Here is a 20,931-nt window from a genome sequence, read left to right on the forward strand (position 1 = left end):
GCTCTCCAACCTAATCTTATTGCAATGCGTGAGGAGCTACTAACACTATCGCGACAAGTTAACTAGCGATATTTCGACATTTTGGGGGCGATCGTCAAAAAACGATGATTAACCCAACCACATCCATCAAAGCCGCCTTATATGAAATAACTGGAATTTCTCCAGTTATTTCGAAGAAAAAAAGGCCGCCCTCCGTCATCTTCGATGACTTTTGGACAACCTTTTTGCCTAATGCTTATTTATTAAGCCTCAACCACTGAATACGAACAGGCCCTTTATCCGCGCGTATCGTCAGACTATGAAGGCCGGGCTCTACCGCTGCCTCGCTGCTAACCGTCGCTGTCCTCCACTCCGAAGCTTGACCGCTAATACAGCCGATTTCCACTTGATCGAGAGCTACGTATAACTCAGCAGATTCATCCGTTAATTGCACCCTTAGCTCAGCATTCAAACCAGCAGCTTGCTCAGCTGTCGTGAACTCATAAGTCACCCAATCGCCAGCTGCCAGCTCGACGCACAGCCATTCGTCCGGCTGCCACTCCTGGCCTTGCCCATGCTGGAAATTAGCCTCGACTCGCTCGCTGTCGACGAAACGGAACGTCATACCGTCATTCGAGCGGAAGCCGGCAATGCCTTCAGTGCCCTCAGATCGCCCGCTGGAAGCACGTCCATAACTCACACCTTCGCCCTTATACCCGTAGAAAATCGCAGGAATACGCACCGGCGCCCGGCGGAACAGCGAATGAACGACATCGGCATGGTACGTGCAATTCTCGATTAAGAGGTTATTCAAATACTCATTCAGGATGGCCTGCGCCTCCGCAGCCTCCGGCTTGCTTCCGCCTTCGAGATAGGCCACCAGCTTGTTCCAGCCTTCCGGCAGGTTCACCGAGCAAGGCGAATTCGTCGTGTCCAGCTTCTTCCACGTCCAGAAGTTCCACGAAATGTCGTGATCCTCGAACAACCGGAACGCTCCCGTGTACCAGTCCTTATTGTTCTCTCCGCCTTCGCCCATGAACAACGGCGCGTTCAGCTCGTCCCGTTTGTCCAAGTAGGTCTGGATGCTCTCCGAATCGGGATTGTTCCAATACTTATGGAATTGCAGCAGCACGTTATGGTCCGGCAGCGTCGTGAAGATCGACCAGTCCGTCGCCCAATGCACGCCCTCCAATATAATGAGGTGCTTGCTGTCGACTTCTCTAATGGCATTAATGATATCTACATATAACGGCATCACTTGGTCGTTGTATTGCGCGAACCAGTTCGGAAGCGGCTCGTTGAGCAAATCGTAACCAGCAACGATCCACTCATCCTTATAGCGCTCTGCCAGCATACGCCATAACGCTACCGTTATTTGCTTGTTCCGTTCATCGGTGAACAGCTCCGGTAGATCGTTCTCCGAGTCGTCGATGTTCGTTCCCGTCTGCCCGCCCGGCGCACCGTGCAGATCAAGAATCGCATAGATCCGATACGTTCTGCACCAGTCAATGATTCGATCGAGCATACCCAGATGCTCGTCATGCCACACCGGCTCCGATACGCCTTCCCTCACAAGAAACCGCGCATTGATCGGGATTCGAAGCGAATTGAAGCCCTCCTCGGCCATGCGCCGAATATCCGCTTCCGCAACGTAGTTCTCATAGTACGTTTGCCAGAAACGCACTGCATCTTCTTCGCCAATCAGCTCCGCGATCATCGCTTCAATACGCCGAGGGCGATCACCCTTCTCCGGAAACTTCCACATATAGCCCTCGGGAAGCAGCCAGCTTCCGAGCCCGACGCCGCGAAGCAGCACTTCCGAGCCCGCGCCGTTTCTTAGTTTCTTTCCGTCCGCGTACAGAAATCCGTTAACTTCCCTTTGATCAAAATTCACCGCTAACTCACCTCTCCACATCGCTTTTAACCTTTAACCGCCCCATCACCTACGCCGTTAAGAATATATTTTTGCAGCAATAGATAGACGACGATGACTGGCAGCATCGTGAGTACGAGCGCCGGCAAGATAGCCGCCCAGTCGTTGTTCCCGTACTGTCCGAATAACATATTGATCGATAACAGCAGCGTATATTGATCCGAATCGGACAGCATAAGAAGCGGAAGCAGGAAGTCGTTCCACATCCATAGCAGATTCAGAATGGCCGCCGTCATCGTAATTGGCATTAATAATGGCAAGATGACGGTAACATACAATCGCAGTTCCCCACAGCCGTCAATAACCGCCGCTTCGTCGATATCCCGAGGGATTGATTTCACAAAACCATGATACAAGAAGATCGCCATCGATACGCCGAGCCCGACATAGATCATACTTAAGCCGACCAATGTGCCTTGCACCTGGAGCGCCATCGATACGCGGTTCAAGGAGATCATGATCGAATGGAACGGAATAAGCATCGACAGAACGAACAAATTGAACAAAAACGTACTCAGTTTGCCCGGCGTTCGCGACAGCTTATACCCGGCCATCGATGAGAATACGATAATGCCGACCAGACCGGCAACCGATACGAGCGCCGTATTGCCCAAGCTGCGCAAATAATTCGTTTTCTCGAACGCATCCTTATAATTGCCGAACTCGAATTGCGATGGGATGGACAGGATATTGTTCATCATGTCCCCTTCCGTCTTCAAGGAATTCAGAATGCCCATATAGATCGGAAACAACGTCACGCATGCCCCTAGCACAAGCACAACCCACATGATTATGGAGAACGCCAAACGTCTCGAACCGTTCCTCATGCCTCCACCTCTTTCCGCTTCATGATTCTTAGCTGTACCAGCGTAATGATGAGGACTACAAGGAACAGAATCATTGCTTTCGCGCTTGCGTAGCCGTACCGGCCGCTCATTTTGAACGCTTCCTCGAAAATATTAAGCGCAATGACCTGCGTCGATCGTCCAGGTCCGCCCCCGGTGAGCGCGAATACCGCGTCGAACGCCTTGAACGAATTGTTTAACGTGACAAATATACCGATCGTCACCGCCGGATAAATCATCGGCAGCGTAATATTGCGGAAGATTTGCCAGCCGTTCGCCCCGTCAATGGCAGCGGCCTCCTTCAGCGATTGGGCGACGCCCTGCAAGGATGCAATATAGATGACCATGAGGTAACCGACGCCTCCCCATAACGAGACGATAACGATCGCATAGAAGGAATAGGTCGGATCACCGATCCACGAACGATCGAGGAACAGCATTCCCGCATGCTCCGCGATATAAGGCAAAGCTTTGGTGAAAATAAACAACCACATGAACCCGCCGATTATCATGCTAATCATGTTCGGCATGAAGAAAATCGTCCGGAACCAGCCTTTGCTGCGCCCGCGCGATTCAATCAATACCGCAAGGAAGACAGCCAACACATTTTGCAGTACAACCATCGCTATGACATATTTCAAAGTAAACCAAACCGAATCAACAAAAAAGGAATCCTGCGTCAGCGCCTCGACATAATTGGAGAACCCCACCCAGTTATAGGTGGGATTCAGTCCGTTCCAATCCGTAAAGCTGTACCATGCCCCGCCGATCGCGGGAACGAGCATGAATACGGCGTAAAACAATAAAGCAGGAAGTACGAAGGCCAGCAGGATGAGTGTCTTCTTACGATGTTTGGTCCTATGCAATTTTCTCACTCTCCCAACCGTTCATCCGTTACTGGCCTGCTTTCAGCGCATTCGCCCAAGTCTTATCGAGCGACTTGATCATATCCTCTTTGCTCACCGACTTCGCGTAATAGCTTTGAAGCAGCTTCGCCGTTTCGTCGGTTACGCCGTTCGGCAGCGACAGGTCTAGATAAGCTTTGCCTTGCGATACATACGAGCTCGCTTCCGTCACCCACGGGTACGTGTCGTATTTATGCTGCTCGGCAACCGGGTTGAACTTCAGTTCCTCGAACAGAGCGGAGGAATCGTTGTCATCGAGAATATAATTGACGAGATCCAGCGCGACTTCCTTATTCTTGCTGGTCGGGGAGACGGCAAGCGAAGTCGAAGTCGCCAAGTTGATCATCGTGCCTTTCGGATCATTGCTTACAGGCAATGGGGCTACGCCGAATGCCATGTCCGGATTCGCTTTCAGAATCGATTCGGCTTGCCATGGACCTTGCACCCACATCGCTGCCTTGCCGCCCGCAAAGTCGGTTGAGCCAGCGGCGCTTCCTACTTCGAACGGCTTATCCGTTCCGTTCGCCATGATGAGGTCGATAATGTTGAACACATCCTGCACATCACCATACGAAGCTTCGCCTTTGTTCATTTTCTCGACCCAATCAGGATGCTCTGACGATACGATGCCTCCAAGGGACAAAGCCATCATCAGCTGCGGAATCCACGACTCTTGGAACGATAATTCGAACGGTTTAATGTTAGCCGCGTTAAGCTTCTCGATAGCGGCTTTCATCTCGTCGAGCGTCTGCGGAGGCGTAATGCCTAAGTCGCTGAATATCGTCTTATTGTAGAGATATCCCCACGATAAGCTCTCCATCGGCAAAGCGACTACTTTCCCGTCGTGCGTAACGGTCTGCTTAACGCTGTCGTACAGCTTAGATACAAAAGGCTGATCCGACATGTCGCTTAAGTAGCCCGCTTTGTAATACCTTGGCACATCGGCGATCGCATGGAGCGTGAATACGTCCGGTGCATCGTTGGATGCCATGCGCGTCTCCAAAATTTGCTTCGCTTGATCCGGATTCGGCATCTCGAGCTTGATTGTGACATCGATGTTTTTCTCCGCAAGCTCCTTCGCCTTGAATTGGTCGAAGTAGCTGTCGAACTGTTCCTTAAAGCGAGGGAAGTTCATGAATACTTTCAGTTCGACCTTCTTGGGCGAATCGCTCGTTCCTTCGCCGGAATTGCCTCCGGAGTTCGCCGAGTTAGAGCCGCAGGCCGATGCAAGCGTTGCGACAAGCATAAGTGAAAGTACGATATAAAGCGCTTTCTTCATTTCTATTACCCCTTTCGTTTGAGTGCACTCTCAGTGTAGAGGAAATAGGAATTCAAGTCTTTCCAGCGTATTAACATGGCGAATTGTACAATATTGATGTGCTACTTTTCTTCGCCCCGCAGCTCGCCAGGCGTTATTCCGAAATGATTTTTGAACACCCGGTAGAAATAGGCGAGGTCCTTGTAGCCGCACAGCTCCGCCGCGTCCTTGATCGTTGCCTGCTGATCTTTGATTAGCCCTTTGGCCTTCTCCATGCGCAGGCGTATCATTCTTTCCGTTATCGTTTCGCCGGCAGCCGCCTTGAACGCTCTGCTTAAATGTTCCTTCGTTACGAGAAAATGCGCGGCCAGCTTCTCCAGCGACAACGTCTCTAGGAAGTGGTTAGCCAAGTAAGCTTCTACCTCGCCGATATCGAGCTTAACCCGGTTTTTCTGATATTCCATGATCGCCCCAATGACCTGACCATATACGTCGCCGAGACCGTTAACAAGGTCCTCTCTTGTTGACCAGGCGGTTGCAGCAGGAAGCTCCAGACCGGCGATTTCGTTCGTGGTGTTCGTCGTCTCTTCGGCCATCAGCAATAAATCGCGAGATACCCGTTCTGCCATAACCCCGAACTGCTGCTCCGGAACTGCGCTCTCGAGCTCGCGTCCCATTTTGTCCAATTCCTCTAGCAGCGCCTTCTTGTTCAAGCTGACCAAGTGGTCGTAAATCCGCTGCCGGTACGCCATATAATGCGTGAGCAGCTTCTCGTCCATGAATAGAACCGGCGAGGCTGCCGCGCGCCTGCGCTGCCATTCCTCTACGCAAAGCGATAATGCGGCATTCAACTCCTCGGCGCGGATCGGCTTCAGCATATATTCAACAACCTTAGAGCGGATTGCTTGTTTCAGATAAACAAAATCGTCGTATCCGCTCATGACGATAATCGACGCTTCCGGGAAGCCGCTTCTCATTGCATCTAGCAGTTCAACCCCCTCGAGCCCCGGCATTCGCATATCGGTAATGACGACTTCCGGGTTGAACGATTGCATCATCTCCAGCGCTTCGATGCCGTCCTCCGCCTCCGCTATCACTTCCATATCGTAACGATCCCAAGCACCAAGCGACTTAATGACCGCTCTGGACCAAGGCTCATCATCCACGATCAACACTTTCAGCATTCCCACCAAGCTCCTCTCCCGTATTGACATAGGGCCAACTGATGACGATCATCGTTCCCTCGCCTGCTTTGCTGAACACGCGCATACGATGTTTATCGCCGAATTGAAGCACCATTCTCGCATTCACATTATGGAGGCCGACGCCTTTTCTTCTCCCTGTACCTGCAGACTGCTGTTGTCCTGCATTCAAAGTAATGCGGCCTTTGAGCCGATCTCTGATTTCCTCCAGCCGCTCCGGCACAATGCCGATCCCTTGATCCACGACGATGAAGACGCATCGATTCCGAATCCGCTTCATGCGAATAAAGAGATGCCAGCTTCCTCGCTTCGGCTGCAAGCCGTACTCGAAAGCATTCTCTACGATAGGCTGCAGCGTGAACCGCGGCAGCTGGCTGGCAAGCACCTGCTCGTCCACGTCCATCCCCACTTGGCAGCGGCCGTAGAACCTATTTTCCTGGATGAAAATATAGTTGCGCATATGTCGAAGCTCTTCGTCCAGCTTCACAAGCTCCCCGTCGGTGCTAATGGAATACCGCAGCAAATCGCCGACGACGAGCGTAATTTCGTGAATCTTAACCGCATTAACGGATAACGCCATGCCCCCGATCAATTGAAGTGTATTATGCAAAAAGTGAGGATTGATCTGAGCTTGCAATGCTAACAGCTGCGCCTTCTTCACCTCGATCTCCTGCTGATACTCCACCTCGATCAGCTCTTTGATTCTTCCCATCATCGCGTTATAACCCCGCTCCAACAGCCCGATTTCATCCTGGCTCTGAATGGAATGCTGCTCGAAGTTGCTGACATGCGCATGGCGCATCGACTTGGCCAGTCCGATGATCGGACGCGTGATTCGGAGCGAGAACAATACGGACAGTAGCAGAGACAATAGAACGAAGAATCCTCCGATCAGAGCGCCTGCGACAATCGTAGGCCTTGCGCTTTCCGATACCGTCGAGAACGGAATCGCTTTGACGATCGTGAGCTGACCGCCGGCAATTTTTTTGATAAAGAAGAAGTACCCGCCCTCTACGATATACGGCTCATCGTTGCCGCTCAGCATCTGGTCAGTCAGAAGCGCGCGAATGTCGTCCGTCTGCTCCGATACCGTTGAGCCGGAGAGCGTCTCTCCTTCGTCATTGAGCAGAAATACGGTGCTCTCCGCCTCCGACTGCAGGATATGGCTGACCTGCTGCCATACGTCGCGGTTAATCCGAACGCCGATGCCGCCTAGAAGCATTCGGTCCTCGAACCGGTTAATGCTATGATAAGCATAGATGCCTTCATTCGTTTGCTTGAAGTAGATGTTGATCGGCTCGCGCAGCAGCCGCTTCCAAGCCGTATCGTCGATGGTCAACGGATAGACGGTACCGTTATTGGCAAAATCGACGGTAATCGCTTTTTGGCTTTCATGCATGTAAAGCGTTAGTTCATCGATTTTGCGGGAATTGGTGTAGAACTGCGACGATAGCGCCTCGCGAATATGATTCAGCGACCGATACTGCACGCTGACATCGGGGTTGTCCGTGTCGTCCAAACCGGACACCAGCTCTTGATTGATCTGCAGCGAATAAAACAGAATATCGATCTGCTCAATGAGTTCGTTCAAATATTGCTCGGACCATTCGATCCGCGAAAGATTGGCGTCAATGATCTCTTCCTCGACCGAGTTTCGCGTGTTAACGGTTGCAATAAGCGTCACGATTAATACCGGAAGCGTAGCGAGAAGAATCATTAACAGCATTAAGCGCATCCGGATGCTTTTTCGTTTCATGCCATCCCCTCTTTCTTCGTGCATTTCTCCAAACCTTATCATTTGCATGAATGTTGTATGCTAAGGTTGTAAGCTAAATCCCCCGGCAGGAGTTGAACGCTAATGGATAAAATCATTCCTATTTTACCGTGTCCGTCCATAAAGGAACAGGTCGCCTTTTACGAAAACCTCGGATTCACCATCGTTCAGTTGTACACTCGCCCGAATCCTTATGCCGTCGTGCAATATGGATCCATTGAAATTCACTTTTATGGCAGCAAACGAACGTTGCCGGCCGAAAATCCAAGTATGTGCTATATGAGTGTGGATGATGTAAATGCGGTACACGAAGCGTTCTCTACCGGATTGAAACAAGCGCTTGGTAAAATCCCTCGTACGGGTGTCCCACGTATATCGAAATTGAAAGATTTGAAGGAAGACAGACGATTTATAGTGACGGATATGGGCGGCAATACGCTCTTTATCGGAACGCCGAATGCGGAAGTCAATGATCCCACCTTCTTAAGAACCATCGAGAGTGCGGATTATGCGGAACATTTTGCGATTATGTACGATTTGATGTACTCCAAGGAGGATACCGGGGCCGCGCACAATATGCTGGTGAAGTTTTTCCCGGCGGATCTGCTTTCCACGGGACTTGAAGGGCTCGAGCTCGCGAAGCTGCTGCTCGTTGCACTGGATATCGGGATTCATCGCAATGCCTCCGTTGATCCGGCGATCGATGGCAGGCTGTTGGAACTGCTCGATAGCAGCGACCGGCAGCATCCGGACTGGGCGAAAATTTCCGAGAAGTATAACGATATTGTAGAAGGTTAAGGGGAGCTATGTTGGATTCTCACACTAACTTTGTTCGATAAATGCAGTGCTACAAGGCTATACTGGAGTATAGCATCAACTTTGTTCATAAATGGATACTTTTAGGCTATTATTGAGAAAGTTACTGCAAAGCTCCAACATAGCCGCAACTGGGCTCGTAAGCCACCTATTTGCGGCCATTAGGAAGGATCAAATGAACCAAACTATTGAGGGGGATGAATGAACATGGGAAGCTTGAAGCCGTATATTATTTCGGAGGATGCGAGAAGCCAAGCGGCATTCTACGCGCAGTCGCTTGGAGGAGAGATCGTGTCCGTCGCCACGCACGGAGATCTAATGGGCGCAGAACATGAGCTGAAGGATAAAGTGATGCACCTATGCGTTATGGTGGCAGGCGGACATGCCATCTTCATGGCCGATGCTATTGAATCGATTACTCGGGGAACAGGTCTCTCGCTCGCGCTCGAGTTCGACTCCGAGCAAGAGGCGGGCGACGCTTTCGGCAAGCTTGCAGTCGGCGGCCACGTCAAACATCCAATCGAGCGTCAACCTTTCGGTATCTATTATGGAGAACTCACGGACAAATACGGCGTTTCGTGGATGATTACGGCTGCGTCGTAGTTGTGTGAAATCAGACAAAAAAGGGGAGCTGCTTCGGGAGCAGCTCCCCTTTTCATGTTGTTCAAATCCGAATTTATTTCACGACGACTCGAACTCGAGCTAGATTCAACACTTGCGTATACAAGTCACCGCTATTGCCTTCCCTATCTGACGCAGCGCGCAATACAGGGAAATAAGTTCCTGGTTTGTTGAAGGCGTAAGCTGCCTCTACCACCGCTTGTGATCCTTCTTCATTAACGCGGCTAATCTGCGCATGGATCGGAAAGGTTGCTTCCCCTTCAAAATCCCATTCCGCATAGACGACTTCACCTGTATTGGGCGGAACCTCGATCTCTGCCTTGAAGTAGACCGTTTCGCCAACCGAAACCTCCGCCCGATCGCCACCATTGGCCTTGAGAGAAATGACCGGTTGAATGCCTCTGCGCTCCGAGGCTGTGGGCGGAACGACAACCTGTCCTTCTTCAATATGGTAGCTCGTGCTGGCAGGAGGGGTAACTCCTCTTTCTACCCAAGCGCTCACATCGAGAAGCGCCTGATGCAGTGCAGGGATGTACGTGACAATATGGAGTCCGTCTAAAACATGGTTCGAGCTCGTATCGGCATGCAAAGCGTGGTCAATGAACCAAAGTCTAAAATGATCATCCCGCTTTTCCCCTAGCGCTTCTGTAACCTTCGTTCTGTACCAATCCGCTTGCCAAGGGAACGCACTCTCGTCCATTAACGTTTGCACGACAATCATTTTTCCTTCGAAGCGGCCGCTTTGAACTGAACCTGCGCCGCCAAAGGCAACAGCAGGCCCGACATGGAATGGACGCTGCGGATACAACGGCTCGCCGTTGTCGTCCCGATACTGATCCCACACCGAATAATCGCTGGTCGGAACTTGGTGACGGTGGTACGTCTGAAGAGCGATATAATCCGAGTTATCGAGCACGATCTCGTCGCCTGGCTTCACTAGCTCCAAGGTTTGAACGGATGTGAAAAATCCGAATGCCGCTCCCACCGTGACAACGTTTCCGTTGATCCCGCCAAGAGGAATTTTCAGACCGGCAGCCTCGCCGCTCTTAATCTGAATATAAGCCCCATCCAGATAGGCATCCCCCTCCGGCACATTTGCCAGCTTAAAGGAAGGTACGGACTCCTGACCTTCCGTAAGCATTTTCCACGCGTCGTCGACTCCCATTTTCACAGCTGCGTCGGAATCCGCAACCTCTGTCTGACGCGGACGAATGACCTCCGACACAACTGTCTTATGTTGAAGACGCGCTCTGGAAGCTGAACTTTCGGGATCATAGCCAAGGTATCCGGGAACGGTCCAGAAGTCCTCAAAATATGACGGGTCCATCCTCATAACGGCGGGAGACAGCACCGTGAGCGCTCCATCGCCAATTTCTTTGTAGGCAAACCACGCCTTAGGAGGGAAACCCATTCTCGTTACTTCTTCAAGCGCTTGTCTCTCTTCCTCATTTAATCCGGCATACATATCCCCGCTGCCGCCAGGCTCAAGCGCATCAATAATCGCTGGGAACTTATCCCCCAGAATTCGCATCGCGTGTACGCGTACCGTGAACACATTCGGAATCGCCATTGGTGTTCCGATGACGAACGGCACTGCGCCGTCCCAAACGCCTGTCGTATTTTCTATGAAACTCATCGTTTTGAACCCGCCGCCGCTGCCGCCGTAAATATAACCGTAAGGGCGGTGAGGGCCGAACAGCTCAGCCGCCTTGACCCGGGAATATAGCGCGACTGCGGCGCTTGCGCGATACACAAGGCTAAAGTCATCGGACGCTCCGCCCATATTGGTTTCTACCAAATAGGCACCGTGGGAAATGGCAAACCCAATTTTATTGTCCACGCCGTCAATATGGCTTTGGGCTGCGTTCTCACTGCCCTGAACCGGGTAGACGGGTTGAAAGAAACGTTGCTCATAACTTTCCGTAGGCGGGAAGTAGAACGAAAACCTTGTATCATTCCCCTCGAATCCGCCATGAATGTAACGATGGCGCACAGGCTCATCCCGCCATTCATCGATATCCACATAGGGATGTTGGAACTGCGGGTCTTGCAGACCGTCATATAACAAATTTTCGTTGATTGTTTTTTCGTTTTCATGTATGGACATTATTTTTTCCTTCTTTCCGCAAGTTCTTGAGATATTTGGGCTTGTTTCTTTTCCGTAAGATCAAACCAGTACATGCATATCGCAAATGCGCCGAAAACGGCGGGCAGAACTCCTACCAATACCTTGAAGCCAAAAAGAGTTGCCCCGCTTTGCTCCACGCCTGGAACATATCCGATAACCGTCAGCGCGCCGGCTGCGATCGCTCCGGATATAGCTGTTGCAAAGGTTTGGATAAATCCGTTAAATGAGCTCATAAATGCATTTAAATTCAGACCGCTCTTCCATTCGGTATAATCGATCGCAGCGGGCATCATAGCGCCTTGGGCAGGGCTGGCGAACCCGCCGATTAAAGCAGTGAGAACCGATACGGCGATAAATATCAGGAGTCCGGCATTATTGGCCGGGATGAATAAATAGATGGGACATGTAGCCAAACCGACGATTACGCCAGCCAGCACCGTGTTTCTGAGCCCAAACCGCCTGATGACCCTTTGGCTGAATGCGACTCCGACGAGAGTTGGAATCAAAACAACTATTCCAACAATCGCCATTAATCCTTCGTTGTTGAAAAAATATTTATAAAAATGAATTTGAACGCCGGACCGAATACCGGAAGAGATAGAACCAGCGAACAAATAAACATATAAAATGATGGCATATTTGTTCGTGAACGTCGCAACAATCATTTTTTTAAACGAAGGCGTTTTCTGATCTTTATTTACGGCTAGAACATACCTTTCCTTCACTCGTACCGATTGAAAGACGGATATCACAATCGTCATGACTGCCGCCGCAGCCATTAAGATCGAGAAGCCCATGGCATCGTCTCCACCGCCTAAAGCTTTATATAGCGGCACGGTGCCTACTTGAACAATCAAAGCTCCGATCAGAATGAACAAGAAGCCTAGCTGAGCAATTGAGATTCGTTCCTCGATTCTTTTGGTCACGGCAGGTACGACTGCATTGCTTGGAATCGTGATAATTGAGGCGAAAAGACTATAAATCGTATACGTCACTACGACATAGACAAGCTTTCCGGTCTCGCTCATATCGGGAACCGTAAAGGTTAGCCATCCGGAAATCCCGAACGGAACGCCCAAAATTAAAAACCAAGGCGTGTATTTCCCCCACGGCGTGCTGATTTTATCCAGCCATGCGCCGAATAAAGGCGCGATTAGCGCATCGACAAAGCGAATCACGAGAAATAATGCGGCTACAAAAGCCGGGTCGATTTTCATAAAGTCCGTGTAGAAAAACAGCAAATACATTTGAATGATTTGATAATGGAACGTATTCGGCGCGCTCCCGACAACAAGCGCAATCTTTTCGCTTATCTTAAGCTTCGGATGTTCGCCATCATTGGCGACCGTTTTCTCAGTCATCTCAATAGATGCCATAAAATTCCTCCTTAAAAATGCTTGATTGAAAGCACTTACATTAGAATTATGGCATACATCTGACTCTATGTATGGTAAATTAGATATATAAATTGTACAAAACCGAGGTGTCATCCATGTCTTTGGCAGATCAATTAGACGATTTGGATTATATATGTAAATTGATACACGAAAGTTTTGGCCTCCCTGTTTACTGCAAATTAAATTCAGAGCTGCAAAAGGAATCTTTTTGGGCCGCCGGCTTGCCTGATCACCCTTTGTTTTCCGATTCTGCCGACCTATTCCGTTCGGCCGCAACCAAAGGAACCGAGCTCAGCAGCCCGGTCGTACATGAAACCAACTACACAGAGCAGTTTGCCGTCGTTCCGGTCATTCGAAACCTGCAATGTCAAGCCGTCATCGTCATCGGCCCAGCTCTCCGGCATAATCATTCGGAACCGTCCGCCGAATTCTGGCAAGAACATGGAATACCGCATGAGAAACGAACCAAATGGACGGAATACTATCGCAGTCTCCCGTTCGTGGATCGCTTGCGATTACTCTATATTTGCGTCTCGGCTAATTGGATGATCAATCAACAAGCACTAGACATTACGGATGTAATCGAATCCACCTTGCAGTACGGTCTATCTGATCAACAGCAGGAAAAAGAACGGGAGCTCACCGATCGCCGGGAGTACTCTATTTTCCACGATGGTAATGCAGGACAAGGCCATTTGCTGGAATTAATTAAACGCGGAGAAAAAAACGAATTAATCAAGCAGTTGGCCAAAATGACCAACATTGATTATATTAGCGAGGTCAATTCGAAACGAAGCCATCTTCGGAACGTAAAAAATCTCGCCATTGGCGGAGTCACCTTAAGCAGCCATATGGCTACCCAAGGCGGAGTGTACGAGGAGTTATCCAGTACGTTATGCGGCTTGCATGTTAAGCATATTGAAGAACTGACCGATTTGGCTGCGGTGGAAGCTGTTGTATTCGCTGCAATCGTGGATTTCGCCGAGCGTGTCAGCCAATGCCGAAATAACAACGTATCCAAGCCAGTCTATAGATGCAAGGAATACATCTACCTGCATCTCTTCGAAGAAATGACGATGCAGCAGATGTCGAATGTATCCGGACTTAACCCCGAATATTTATCACAGCTGTTCAAGAAAGAAACCGGTCTGACTCTCATGAACTACATCCAGAGGGAAAGAATTGAGGAGGCCAAGAAACTGCTCGACCATTCAGGCGATACGATTACAAGTATTAGTGAGCGGCTCACTTTTTATGATCAATCTCATTTTGTGAAGGTATTTAAGAAACACGCTGGCGTAACGCCTAAGCAATATCAAAACCGGAATCGTTCGAAGTAATTGAACAACAAATGATAAAGAGGGAGCCTCAACAGCCATCGGCTCTTGGCCCCCCCATGATGTCGTTCTTATTTCATTTGCATTTCTCTCGTTGGTCCGAGCACACCCGGTACCGAGAGGCCCGCTTGACGAAGCAACACGGTCATTTGGCCGCGGTGATGCGTTTCATGGTCAAGGAGCTTGCGCAGGAACTTGCCGCGCGGCGTCATTCGTCCGAAGCCGTTGATTTCTTCCGTCATTTGCTCGTCGGACAGAGCCTTCGCTTCACGATTATACGCTTCAATAACCGCTTCGTATTTCTCTACAATCTCCGCCATATGCGCCGGCACTGGTGTACCGCGCTCTACGCCCGGAATTTGCAAGCCGGCGAAGTGTCCGAACGCTCCCGCCGAGCCAACGAGATGCCAAGCAAGCCAGCCGAGCGAGTTGTGGCCTTCCACGATCGCCGTATTCATCTTCTCATCCGTAATCGCCTTCATGACGGCCAATGTGCCTGCGGACGCCGCCGCCCAATCTTCTAGAAAATCTTCCGCATTACGATACATGTGATGTTAGCCTCCAAAGTCAGTGTCCGTACTATTCTAATATGGACCGAGGGCAATTACAAATTGGGTCGGCCTACCCTTCTTCAGGTATCCGAGCAGACGCACTCGTTTTGCAGCTTCTCTTCCAGATATTGACGACAAACTTCCAAACTTCGCCTTGGTGTATGACGAGATTGGTCAACCTCAACGGTTACCCAACCCTCGTAATGAATGTCATTCAGCGCCTTGAACACGCTATAGAAATCAACAGAGCCTAAACCAAGCTCACAGAAGAAGGGCTGCTGATTACTCTCTGCATCTGTTCCTTCTGTATTCTGAGTTTGAATCGTCAAATCCTTTAGATGCAGATAAGCTACTCTATCTTGATAACGGCGAATGACCGCTGCAGGATCCATTCCCGCTCCAAGCAGCTGCGCGGTATCAGGGGCAAGAAACACTTCAGGCACGAATAGCTCCATTAACGCATCTATATCTTTCTCATACTGAATTTCGGTCCATAAATGTGGATGAAGAGCGGATTTGATACCCAGCTGATACGTTGCCTTAGCCGTTTCGTTAATCGTATCGGCCATGATCTTAAGCTCCTCTGTAGTAGAAGGAAGCTCCCCCGTTCCCCCCGGCCCCAGTACTAATATGTCCGCATTGCATTTGGCAATGAGCTTTGCCAACCGAACATTATCGTCAATAAGCTCTTGTCGAACACTTACATTGCCAAAGCGTTTGTCCGTGCCATAAGAAGCCCCTCCATACAAACCTGTTAACACAAGATTATGCTGATCTAAAAGCTCGTGATAAGCTTCTATATTATCCTCATAGCGATATACAAACGACGCCCACGGTTCAATCGCCCGATAGCCAAGCTCTGAAATATCTTTCATCGCTTGAAGATGATTTTCTCCCCATGTAATGGCATGCACGGCTATCTTTCCTTTAAAAGCAGACATATACCAATCTCCTTGTCCTAAATTACGCCTACCTCACCAAACACCTTATCAAATCCCGTCTGAGACCTGGCTAGCAAAACATCCGCGCTTTGATCTGCGGATGGAGACAGGACCTCCTGCGCAACGACTCCCCGATAACCGATGCTTTGCAGGCTTGAGATGAACCCTCTCAGATCTATTACTCCTTCTCCCGGATATAAACGATCGTTGTCGATTACCAGTTCGATAGGCAAGTCCTTCGCATCATTAATATGGACATGGACAATTTGTTGCGGCTTTAGTTTCAATAGATCCCCGGTCGTTAGGCCATTCGTATGCCAGTGATAGGAATCGAGCAGCAACCCCACATTTTGAGAGCCGATCGCCGCAATCCAGCTAAGCGTATCCTTCATGCTCCATATCGTCGGATTCGTCCATTGCGTGCGCAAGTGATGACTGCCTACAAACTCTAATCCTAATGAAATTCCGTAAGCTCCGAGAATTTCGGCCACGATTCGCAGTCTCCTTGTTGCCGCGATCATAAAGGATGCCGCCGGCTCATTCGTTGCAGGCAAAATGTAGGTGCAGCAGGTAAAACAGCGCAATGAAGCTGCTGCTGCCGCCGCTTCGGCTAATGAAGGCAGTCCTTCTACAAATTGCTCCTCCGATGAACGCCAATCCACGTTAAGATCGAAGGATCCGATAACTACTCCATTGCTCTCCAGCAACTGAATAGCCCCTTCCTGTCCATACGCTCTAATCAAATCTACAGGGTTAAGATCTACAGACTGAAAGCCATACTTTGCAGCCATACGAATGTAGTCTTCGTCCGATCCAATCGATCCGACACCCGCGCGGGTTAAACCTCTGAGCATATCTGCCTCTCCCTCCTTATGACCAGTCAAATAATACGCCATTGTACTGATCTTTATTATTTCTTAATCCCTCATAAGCAGCTGGTGCTTGATCCGGCTTAATAACATGACTAATTAGCGGTTCGATTTTCAATCGATTCTGCTTCATAAGATCAAAGACAATATGCGAATTTCTGACTAGGGAATGCTTAACGAACGGATTCGGACCCGTCGGGTAACGCCACTCATGAGCACCCTTGAACGTAATGCAGCCAAGGTTGTACAAGTGGCAATGGTTCAGCACGTGCGTGACATCTGCGTTGTACTCTCCTCGCGGGCTGCCTAAGAATACGATTTCCCCTAAGGATCCGATATAACTCAAGCTATCTACGGCAACCTTTGGTACGCCGGTTGCCTCAATATGCGTGGACACGCCTTTGCCGCCGGTAATCTCCATAATTCGATCTCTGGCATTTTCTTCTGACCCGTTTAGCGGATAATCTAATCCACATGCACGAGCTGTGTTCAATCGTTCCTTAGCAAGATCAACGCCGATAACCGTCGCCCCTTGCAAGCGAGTCAGCTGTGCTGCCAGATTACCGACAAGGCCCAATCCGGATACGCTTATATAATCGCCCAGCTCAATATTGGAAACCCGCACGGAGGTCATAGCTACCGTTGCCATCCGGGTGAAAGGAACCCATCTTAGATCGAGACCCTCAGGCACTTTTATAAACACATCTTTCGTGCCTACATATTGGTATTCCTGATGGCTTCCATAATGGAACACGGTATCTCCCTTGCGGAAATCGGTTACATCCTCCCCTACCTCCACGATACGGCTAACGCTGGCGTAACCGGGACATACAGGATGCGGTGCCCAGCCTTCCTTGCCAGACAACATCGCAAGCTCTGTGCCGGGGCTGATTAACGAATAAATTAATTGAACAAGAGCTTCGCCATTTCCTGGTTTTCTTGCTTCGAATGGTTCCTCTACCGTTTCTACTTGCCAAGGACTTACGAACATAATTTTTCTATTATTCATTCACGTTCACTCCTCATCGTTATTTCCCTATTAATGTAAACCCTTGCAAGCAGAATGTCTTTGCCTGCAAAAATGATTTTTTGTCTGTGACTACGAATCCGAGATTCGCTTCCAAATACAAAAAAGGTGCCTGTACTCCCCTTAAACGAAGGAAGATACAGAAACCTTTTGTTGCAATGAAAGCTTAATGCGTGGTCTTCATGTTTGTTGACTGTGATGCGGCATACTTGCTTGGCGTAATTCCAACATGCTCCTTGAAGGAGCGGCTAAATAAGTGAACGCTAGAGAAGCCAACCTCTTCCGCAATCTCCGTAATCGACTTATTACCCGATAAAATGTGGAGCTTTGCCTGTTCGAGCCTGACGTGCTTCAAATAATTATATACGGTTATGCCAAGCTGGTTTTTAAACAAATACGACAAGTGGTTAGGCGTTACGCCTGCATAGTTGCTCACATCCTCATTATTTAGCTGAGGATCATGATAACGTTGATTCATACACACGATGGCTTTCTCAATCGCCGGCCAGCCTTTGGTCATTTTCCCTTTACTTTGATTATGTTCAGACTGGTTTTTGAAAAATAAATGCAACAGCTCCAGACAAAGCGATTTAACGAGCAGTATATTTTCTTGGACGGGGCTGGTTATTTCCTGTTGCAATTGTAAAAATCGCTTCTTGCATTCCATTCGATCCGCTAGCTTCAAATGAGCTACAGGATGGATATCAGCCAAGCTCATTTCCTTAGCTAAAATATCATCCCTTCGAAAATGAGCTGCGCTTGTGCTCTTCAATTGACTCCTGTTTTCGTCATAAAACAAATCAAAATGAAAAATATATTGAATAAGGGGAAGGTCGGATGTAGATCGGATAAGATGAGACATCATCGGATGCATGACGATCACATCTCCTTCACCTACTTCATATTTAACGCCACTAAGAATGAATTCCGCTTCTCCTTGCTCGATATAAGTATAGACATGATCATGATCCATCCACTCTCCCGTTAAAGAGTGCGACTTCATCATTCTTCCTGTTCGAACAAAGGGGGAAATGTTATTCAACCATAAATGATGATTCAATTGTAATCCTCCTGGCAAAATGCAGTATACGTTGAGCTTCTGTAATAAGCATAGCACCATGCGGGGATTAAAAGTAAAGGAATAAATAAAGAGAGGCCCGTTATAGGAGGCCCCTGAAAAAGTCCTAAATATGAAAGAGGCACAATCTCCTCACGCTTTTACGGCAAACAGTTACAAACGTTGATTACACGAAATATGACTTTAGCCGTTGCGCCAGCTCGTCGTCGGACAATGGATTGCGATGCGTATTTTCCAAGTAAATGTATTTCTCCGTTTCCGGCATCAAATATTCCTTGTACCAGAGGAAGAAATCCGGGCTGTCGCCGTGCATGCGGATGAAGCGCCGCAGCGTATCTACATTTTGCACCGTGCTCTGTATATTCGTCAGCCAGTCCGCCTCATAGAAGCTTCCCCACTTCCCATGCTCGGAATCTCGCAATACTTCGAGCCCCTCCGCATAACGCCACATCGATTCCGAGGCATAGACGAACGCTTGCGGATAGTGTTGCTCGCTGAAAGCTCTGTAGGAACGGCATAACCAATAAAAACCTTCGCAGCCGGACAAATGTAGCGCTCCATGAAACCGAAGCTGGTCACGCGCTCTGCGCTGATCGGCTGGATCCAGCTTCGCCAGAACCTCATCTGTGTGCTTGAGCCACTCTCCCCACGTCTTCATTCCGAGCTCCAGCTTTTCTTCAAATCGCTTCACCTGCTCCGCAAAAGGAACGTCGCCAACGGCCCAGAACTGCCTTGTATCCGATTGATCCTCTTTCCCTTGCAGCCAGTGGCCAATAATTTGCCTGGCTGGATGATGATAATATTCGTCCCCAGCCAGATCGTCCCCGTGCGGACCATATGGAATAGCCGCTTCCGCATAGCGCAGGTACAGCTCCGCCAGTTCTTCGTGATGTCCGGCATAGTAGCGGCTCACGAATTGGTTCAAATGCCGCTGGGAATCGATCGTTCCTGTATTCCACAGCTCTCTTATCACATCCAGCGAGTAGACATGAGGCCGGATGTTGCCGCAGTTGAGCAGCAAATATTCGTCCGCTCCTGCTGCGAACGCCGTCTCGATCTCCCCCTTGAGGAAGCTAGCCGAGCCCGGATACATCGTCAAATGATTGGACGCTTGCAGATCGTGGAACGTCACGTGATAATACAGACCGTGCTTGCCCCCGTCATCTTTCGCAGGGAGAGAGTAGACGCGATGATTCTGATTGTTATGCCTGCGGGATACCATCTTGCCGTAACCGTTGTCGGCCCATATTTTGATGACATCATCCGGAAGCTGTACGTACCCGCCCTTGTACAGCTCGGCTATCTCCCCGTACAAGGCAACGCAGTAAACCGGATTTTGGATCGTTTCTCTAATCATGTCATACTGCTTACGAATTACTTTGCTGATCATGGCGCCGCGTTTTTCCGAAGTATCGAAGGAGGGATCGTTCATCCAGAAAGGTGCGTCGCCTTGGCCCCGGAACGACAACACCCATAAAACCTTCATATCCTTTTGCTCATCGATGGCTTCCTGCCATAAGCGTTCGAACAGCTCCGGCGCCTGCTGGTAACTTGCCGTTCTTCCAGGGAATGCGCGCAGAAACATCTCGGCGCCCAGCGGCTCGGCATGATGATGCGTGACCCATAGCCCCATCTCGGCAGCAAGCTTGTAATGGATGCCGTCCCGCGGCAAGTCCGTACCCGGAATGACCATATTGCCTCCGCAGCGGAGCAGCGCTTCGAAGACGGGCTCCCATACTTCGCTCGAAGGCGGATACGCGTCTTTCCAACCGATCAAACACACTTCGTCGTTCACGAACCAGCCGCGGTAACGAACCTTTGGCTCAGGAGCGACATAGTCGCTGCACGGAATAGTGATTTCATCCTTCTGATTGATAGGTTGATCGACCCAATACCAGAATGGCTCAATGCCGAGATAGACTCGGCTAAACTCCAAAATGCCGTATACGATTCCAAGCTCGTCATAGCCAATAATGCTAATACTTGTTGTGCCGTTATCTTCGTGACCTCGGAAACAGAATGCTTCGGCACGCTGCGCGCAGCGGTCCCGTTCCTCTGCATATCTAATCGTGAGGGACGCTGTATCGTTGCTATTGTCTGCCTCTACAATCTCAGGTTTCTCCCCCAATACCGCTTCGAAGTCTCTTGCCAGCATCCGGAGCGCATGCCGGACCGGTGCAGTCAGCAAGGAAGGAGCCTGAATGCGTACTTTCCCCTTTAACGTTATCTGACCAACTGCATGTTGATTCACTTTTTCAACTCCCTTTCGT

General features: G+C 49.7%; 17 protein-coding genes. 3 read left to right on the top strand and 14 right to left on the bottom strand.

Annotated elements, in window-relative coordinates:
• Positions 1 to 235: 235 nt before the first annotated feature.
• From AC0YN0_RS26705 to AC0YN0_RS26730, 6 genes are all read right to left on the bottom strand, one after another.
• Positions 236 to 1,873: a cellulase family glycosylhydrolase gene (locus tag AC0YN0_RS26705; protein WP_475824004.1), complete on the bottom strand. Its 1,638-nt coding sequence runs from the start codon at positions 1,871 to 1,873 to the stop codon at positions 236 to 238.
• A 26-nt stretch (positions 1,874 to 1,899) separates the two neighbouring features.
• Positions 1,900 to 2,739 carry a carbohydrate ABC transporter permease gene (locus tag AC0YN0_RS26710; RefSeq protein ID WP_475824005.1) on the bottom strand — a complete coding sequence of 280 codons (840 nt, stop codon included), beginning with the start codon at positions 2,737 to 2,739 and terminating at the stop codon, positions 1,900 to 1,902.
• Positions 2,736 to 3,623: a carbohydrate ABC transporter permease gene (locus tag AC0YN0_RS26715; protein ID WP_442052695.1), complete on the bottom strand. Its 888-nt coding sequence runs from the start codon at positions 3,621 to 3,623 to the stop codon at positions 2,736 to 2,738. The genes AC0YN0_RS26710 and AC0YN0_RS26715 overlap by 4 nt, the downstream gene beginning before the upstream one ends.
• 28 nt (positions 3,624 to 3,651) lie before the next feature.
• A complete protein-coding gene (locus AC0YN0_RS26720; protein WP_475824006.1) occupies positions 3,652 to 4,941 on the bottom strand; it encodes an ABC transporter substrate-binding protein in 1,290 nt (429 codons plus the stop codon).
• A gap of 101 nt (positions 4,942 to 5,042) precedes the next feature.
• Positions 5,043 to 6,104, bottom strand: coding sequence for a response regulator transcription factor (locus AC0YN0_RS26725; protein ID WP_475824007.1), 1,062 nt, complete (start codon positions 6,102 to 6,104; stop codon positions 5,043 to 5,045).
• A complete protein-coding gene (locus tag AC0YN0_RS26730; RefSeq protein WP_475824008.1) occupies positions 6,079 to 7,878 on the bottom strand; it encodes a sensor histidine kinase in 1,800 nt (599 codons plus the stop codon). The genes AC0YN0_RS26725 and AC0YN0_RS26730 overlap by 26 nt, the downstream gene beginning before the upstream one ends.
• A 102-nt stretch (positions 7,879 to 7,980) precedes the next feature.
• On the opposite strand from AC0YN0_RS26730, the gene AC0YN0_RS26735 reads away from it, so the two are divergent.
• Positions 7,981 to 8,694 (top strand): VOC family protein, encoded by a 714-nt coding sequence (locus tag AC0YN0_RS26735; protein WP_475824009.1) that lies wholly within the window; start codon positions 7,981 to 7,983, stop codon positions 8,692 to 8,694.
• A gap of 225 nt (positions 8,695 to 8,919) precedes the next feature.
• The gene (locus AC0YN0_RS26740) at positions 8,920 to 9,315 is read left to right on the top strand and encodes a VOC family protein (RefSeq protein WP_475824010.1); all 396 of its coding nucleotides are present in this window, start codon (positions 8,920 to 8,922) and stop codon (positions 9,313 to 9,315) included.
• Positions 9,316 to 9,388: 73 nt separating this feature from the next.
• Here the strand turns inward: AC0YN0_RS26740 and AC0YN0_RS26745 are convergent, their stop codons facing one another.
• Positions 9,389 to 11,440: a hypothetical protein gene (locus tag AC0YN0_RS26745; protein ID WP_475824011.1), complete on the bottom strand. Its 2,052-nt coding sequence runs from the start codon at positions 11,438 to 11,440 to the stop codon at positions 9,389 to 9,391.
• The gene (locus tag AC0YN0_RS26750; protein WP_475824012.1) at positions 11,440 to 12,837 is read right to left on the bottom strand and encodes an MFS transporter; all 1,398 of its coding nucleotides are present in this window, start codon (positions 12,835 to 12,837) and stop codon (positions 11,440 to 11,442) included. Before AC0YN0_RS26750 ends, AC0YN0_RS26745 begins: the two co-directional genes overlap by 1 nt.
• 242 nt (positions 12,838 to 13,079) lie before the next feature.
• On the opposite strand from AC0YN0_RS26750, the gene AC0YN0_RS26755 reads away from it, so the two are divergent.
• Positions 13,080 to 14,198, top strand: a complete 1,119-nt coding sequence (locus tag AC0YN0_RS26755) for a helix-turn-helix domain-containing protein (RefSeq protein ID WP_475824013.1) — start codon at positions 13,080 to 13,082, stop codon at positions 14,196 to 14,198.
• A 68-nt stretch (positions 14,199 to 14,266) separates the two neighbouring features.
• On the opposite strand, the gene AC0YN0_RS26760 is transcribed toward AC0YN0_RS26755, so the two are convergent.
• The 6 genes from AC0YN0_RS26760 to AC0YN0_RS26785 all read right to left on the bottom strand — a co-directional run bounded on the left by AC0YN0_RS26760 (position 14,267) and on the right by AC0YN0_RS26785 (position 20,912).
• Positions 14,267 to 14,743, bottom strand: a complete 477-nt coding sequence (locus AC0YN0_RS26760) for a DinB family protein (protein ID WP_475824014.1) — start codon at positions 14,741 to 14,743, stop codon at positions 14,267 to 14,269.
• An 83-nt stretch (positions 14,744 to 14,826) separates the two neighbouring features.
• On the bottom strand, positions 14,827 to 15,687 hold the full coding sequence (locus tag AC0YN0_RS26765; protein ID WP_475824015.1) for a sugar phosphate isomerase/epimerase family protein: 861 nt from the start codon (positions 15,685 to 15,687) through the stop codon (positions 14,827 to 14,829).
• A 17-nt stretch (positions 15,688 to 15,704) separates the two neighbouring features.
• On the bottom strand, positions 15,705 to 16,541 hold the full coding sequence (locus AC0YN0_RS26770; protein ID WP_475824016.1) for a sugar phosphate isomerase/epimerase family protein: 837 nt from the start codon (positions 16,539 to 16,541) through the stop codon (positions 15,705 to 15,707).
• A gap of 16 nt (positions 16,542 to 16,557) precedes the next feature.
• Positions 16,558 to 17,565 carry a zinc-dependent alcohol dehydrogenase gene (locus AC0YN0_RS26775; RefSeq protein WP_475824017.1) on the bottom strand — a complete coding sequence of 336 codons (1,008 nt, stop codon included), beginning with the start codon at positions 17,563 to 17,565 and terminating at the stop codon, positions 16,558 to 16,560.
• A gap of 184 nt (positions 17,566 to 17,749) precedes the next feature.
• Positions 17,750 to 18,643 carry an AraC family transcriptional regulator gene (locus tag AC0YN0_RS26780; protein WP_475824018.1) on the bottom strand — a complete coding sequence of 298 codons (894 nt, stop codon included), beginning with the start codon at positions 18,641 to 18,643 and terminating at the stop codon, positions 17,750 to 17,752.
• Positions 18,644 to 18,827: 184 nt separating this feature from the next.
• Positions 18,828 to 20,912, bottom strand: coding sequence for a glycosyl hydrolase 115 family protein (locus AC0YN0_RS26785; RefSeq protein WP_475824019.1), 2,085 nt, complete (start codon positions 20,910 to 20,912; stop codon positions 18,828 to 18,830).
• Positions 20,913 to 20,931 lie beyond the last annotated feature (19 nt).

Source organism: Paenibacillus sp. J22P218 (genome assembly GCF_056269195.1).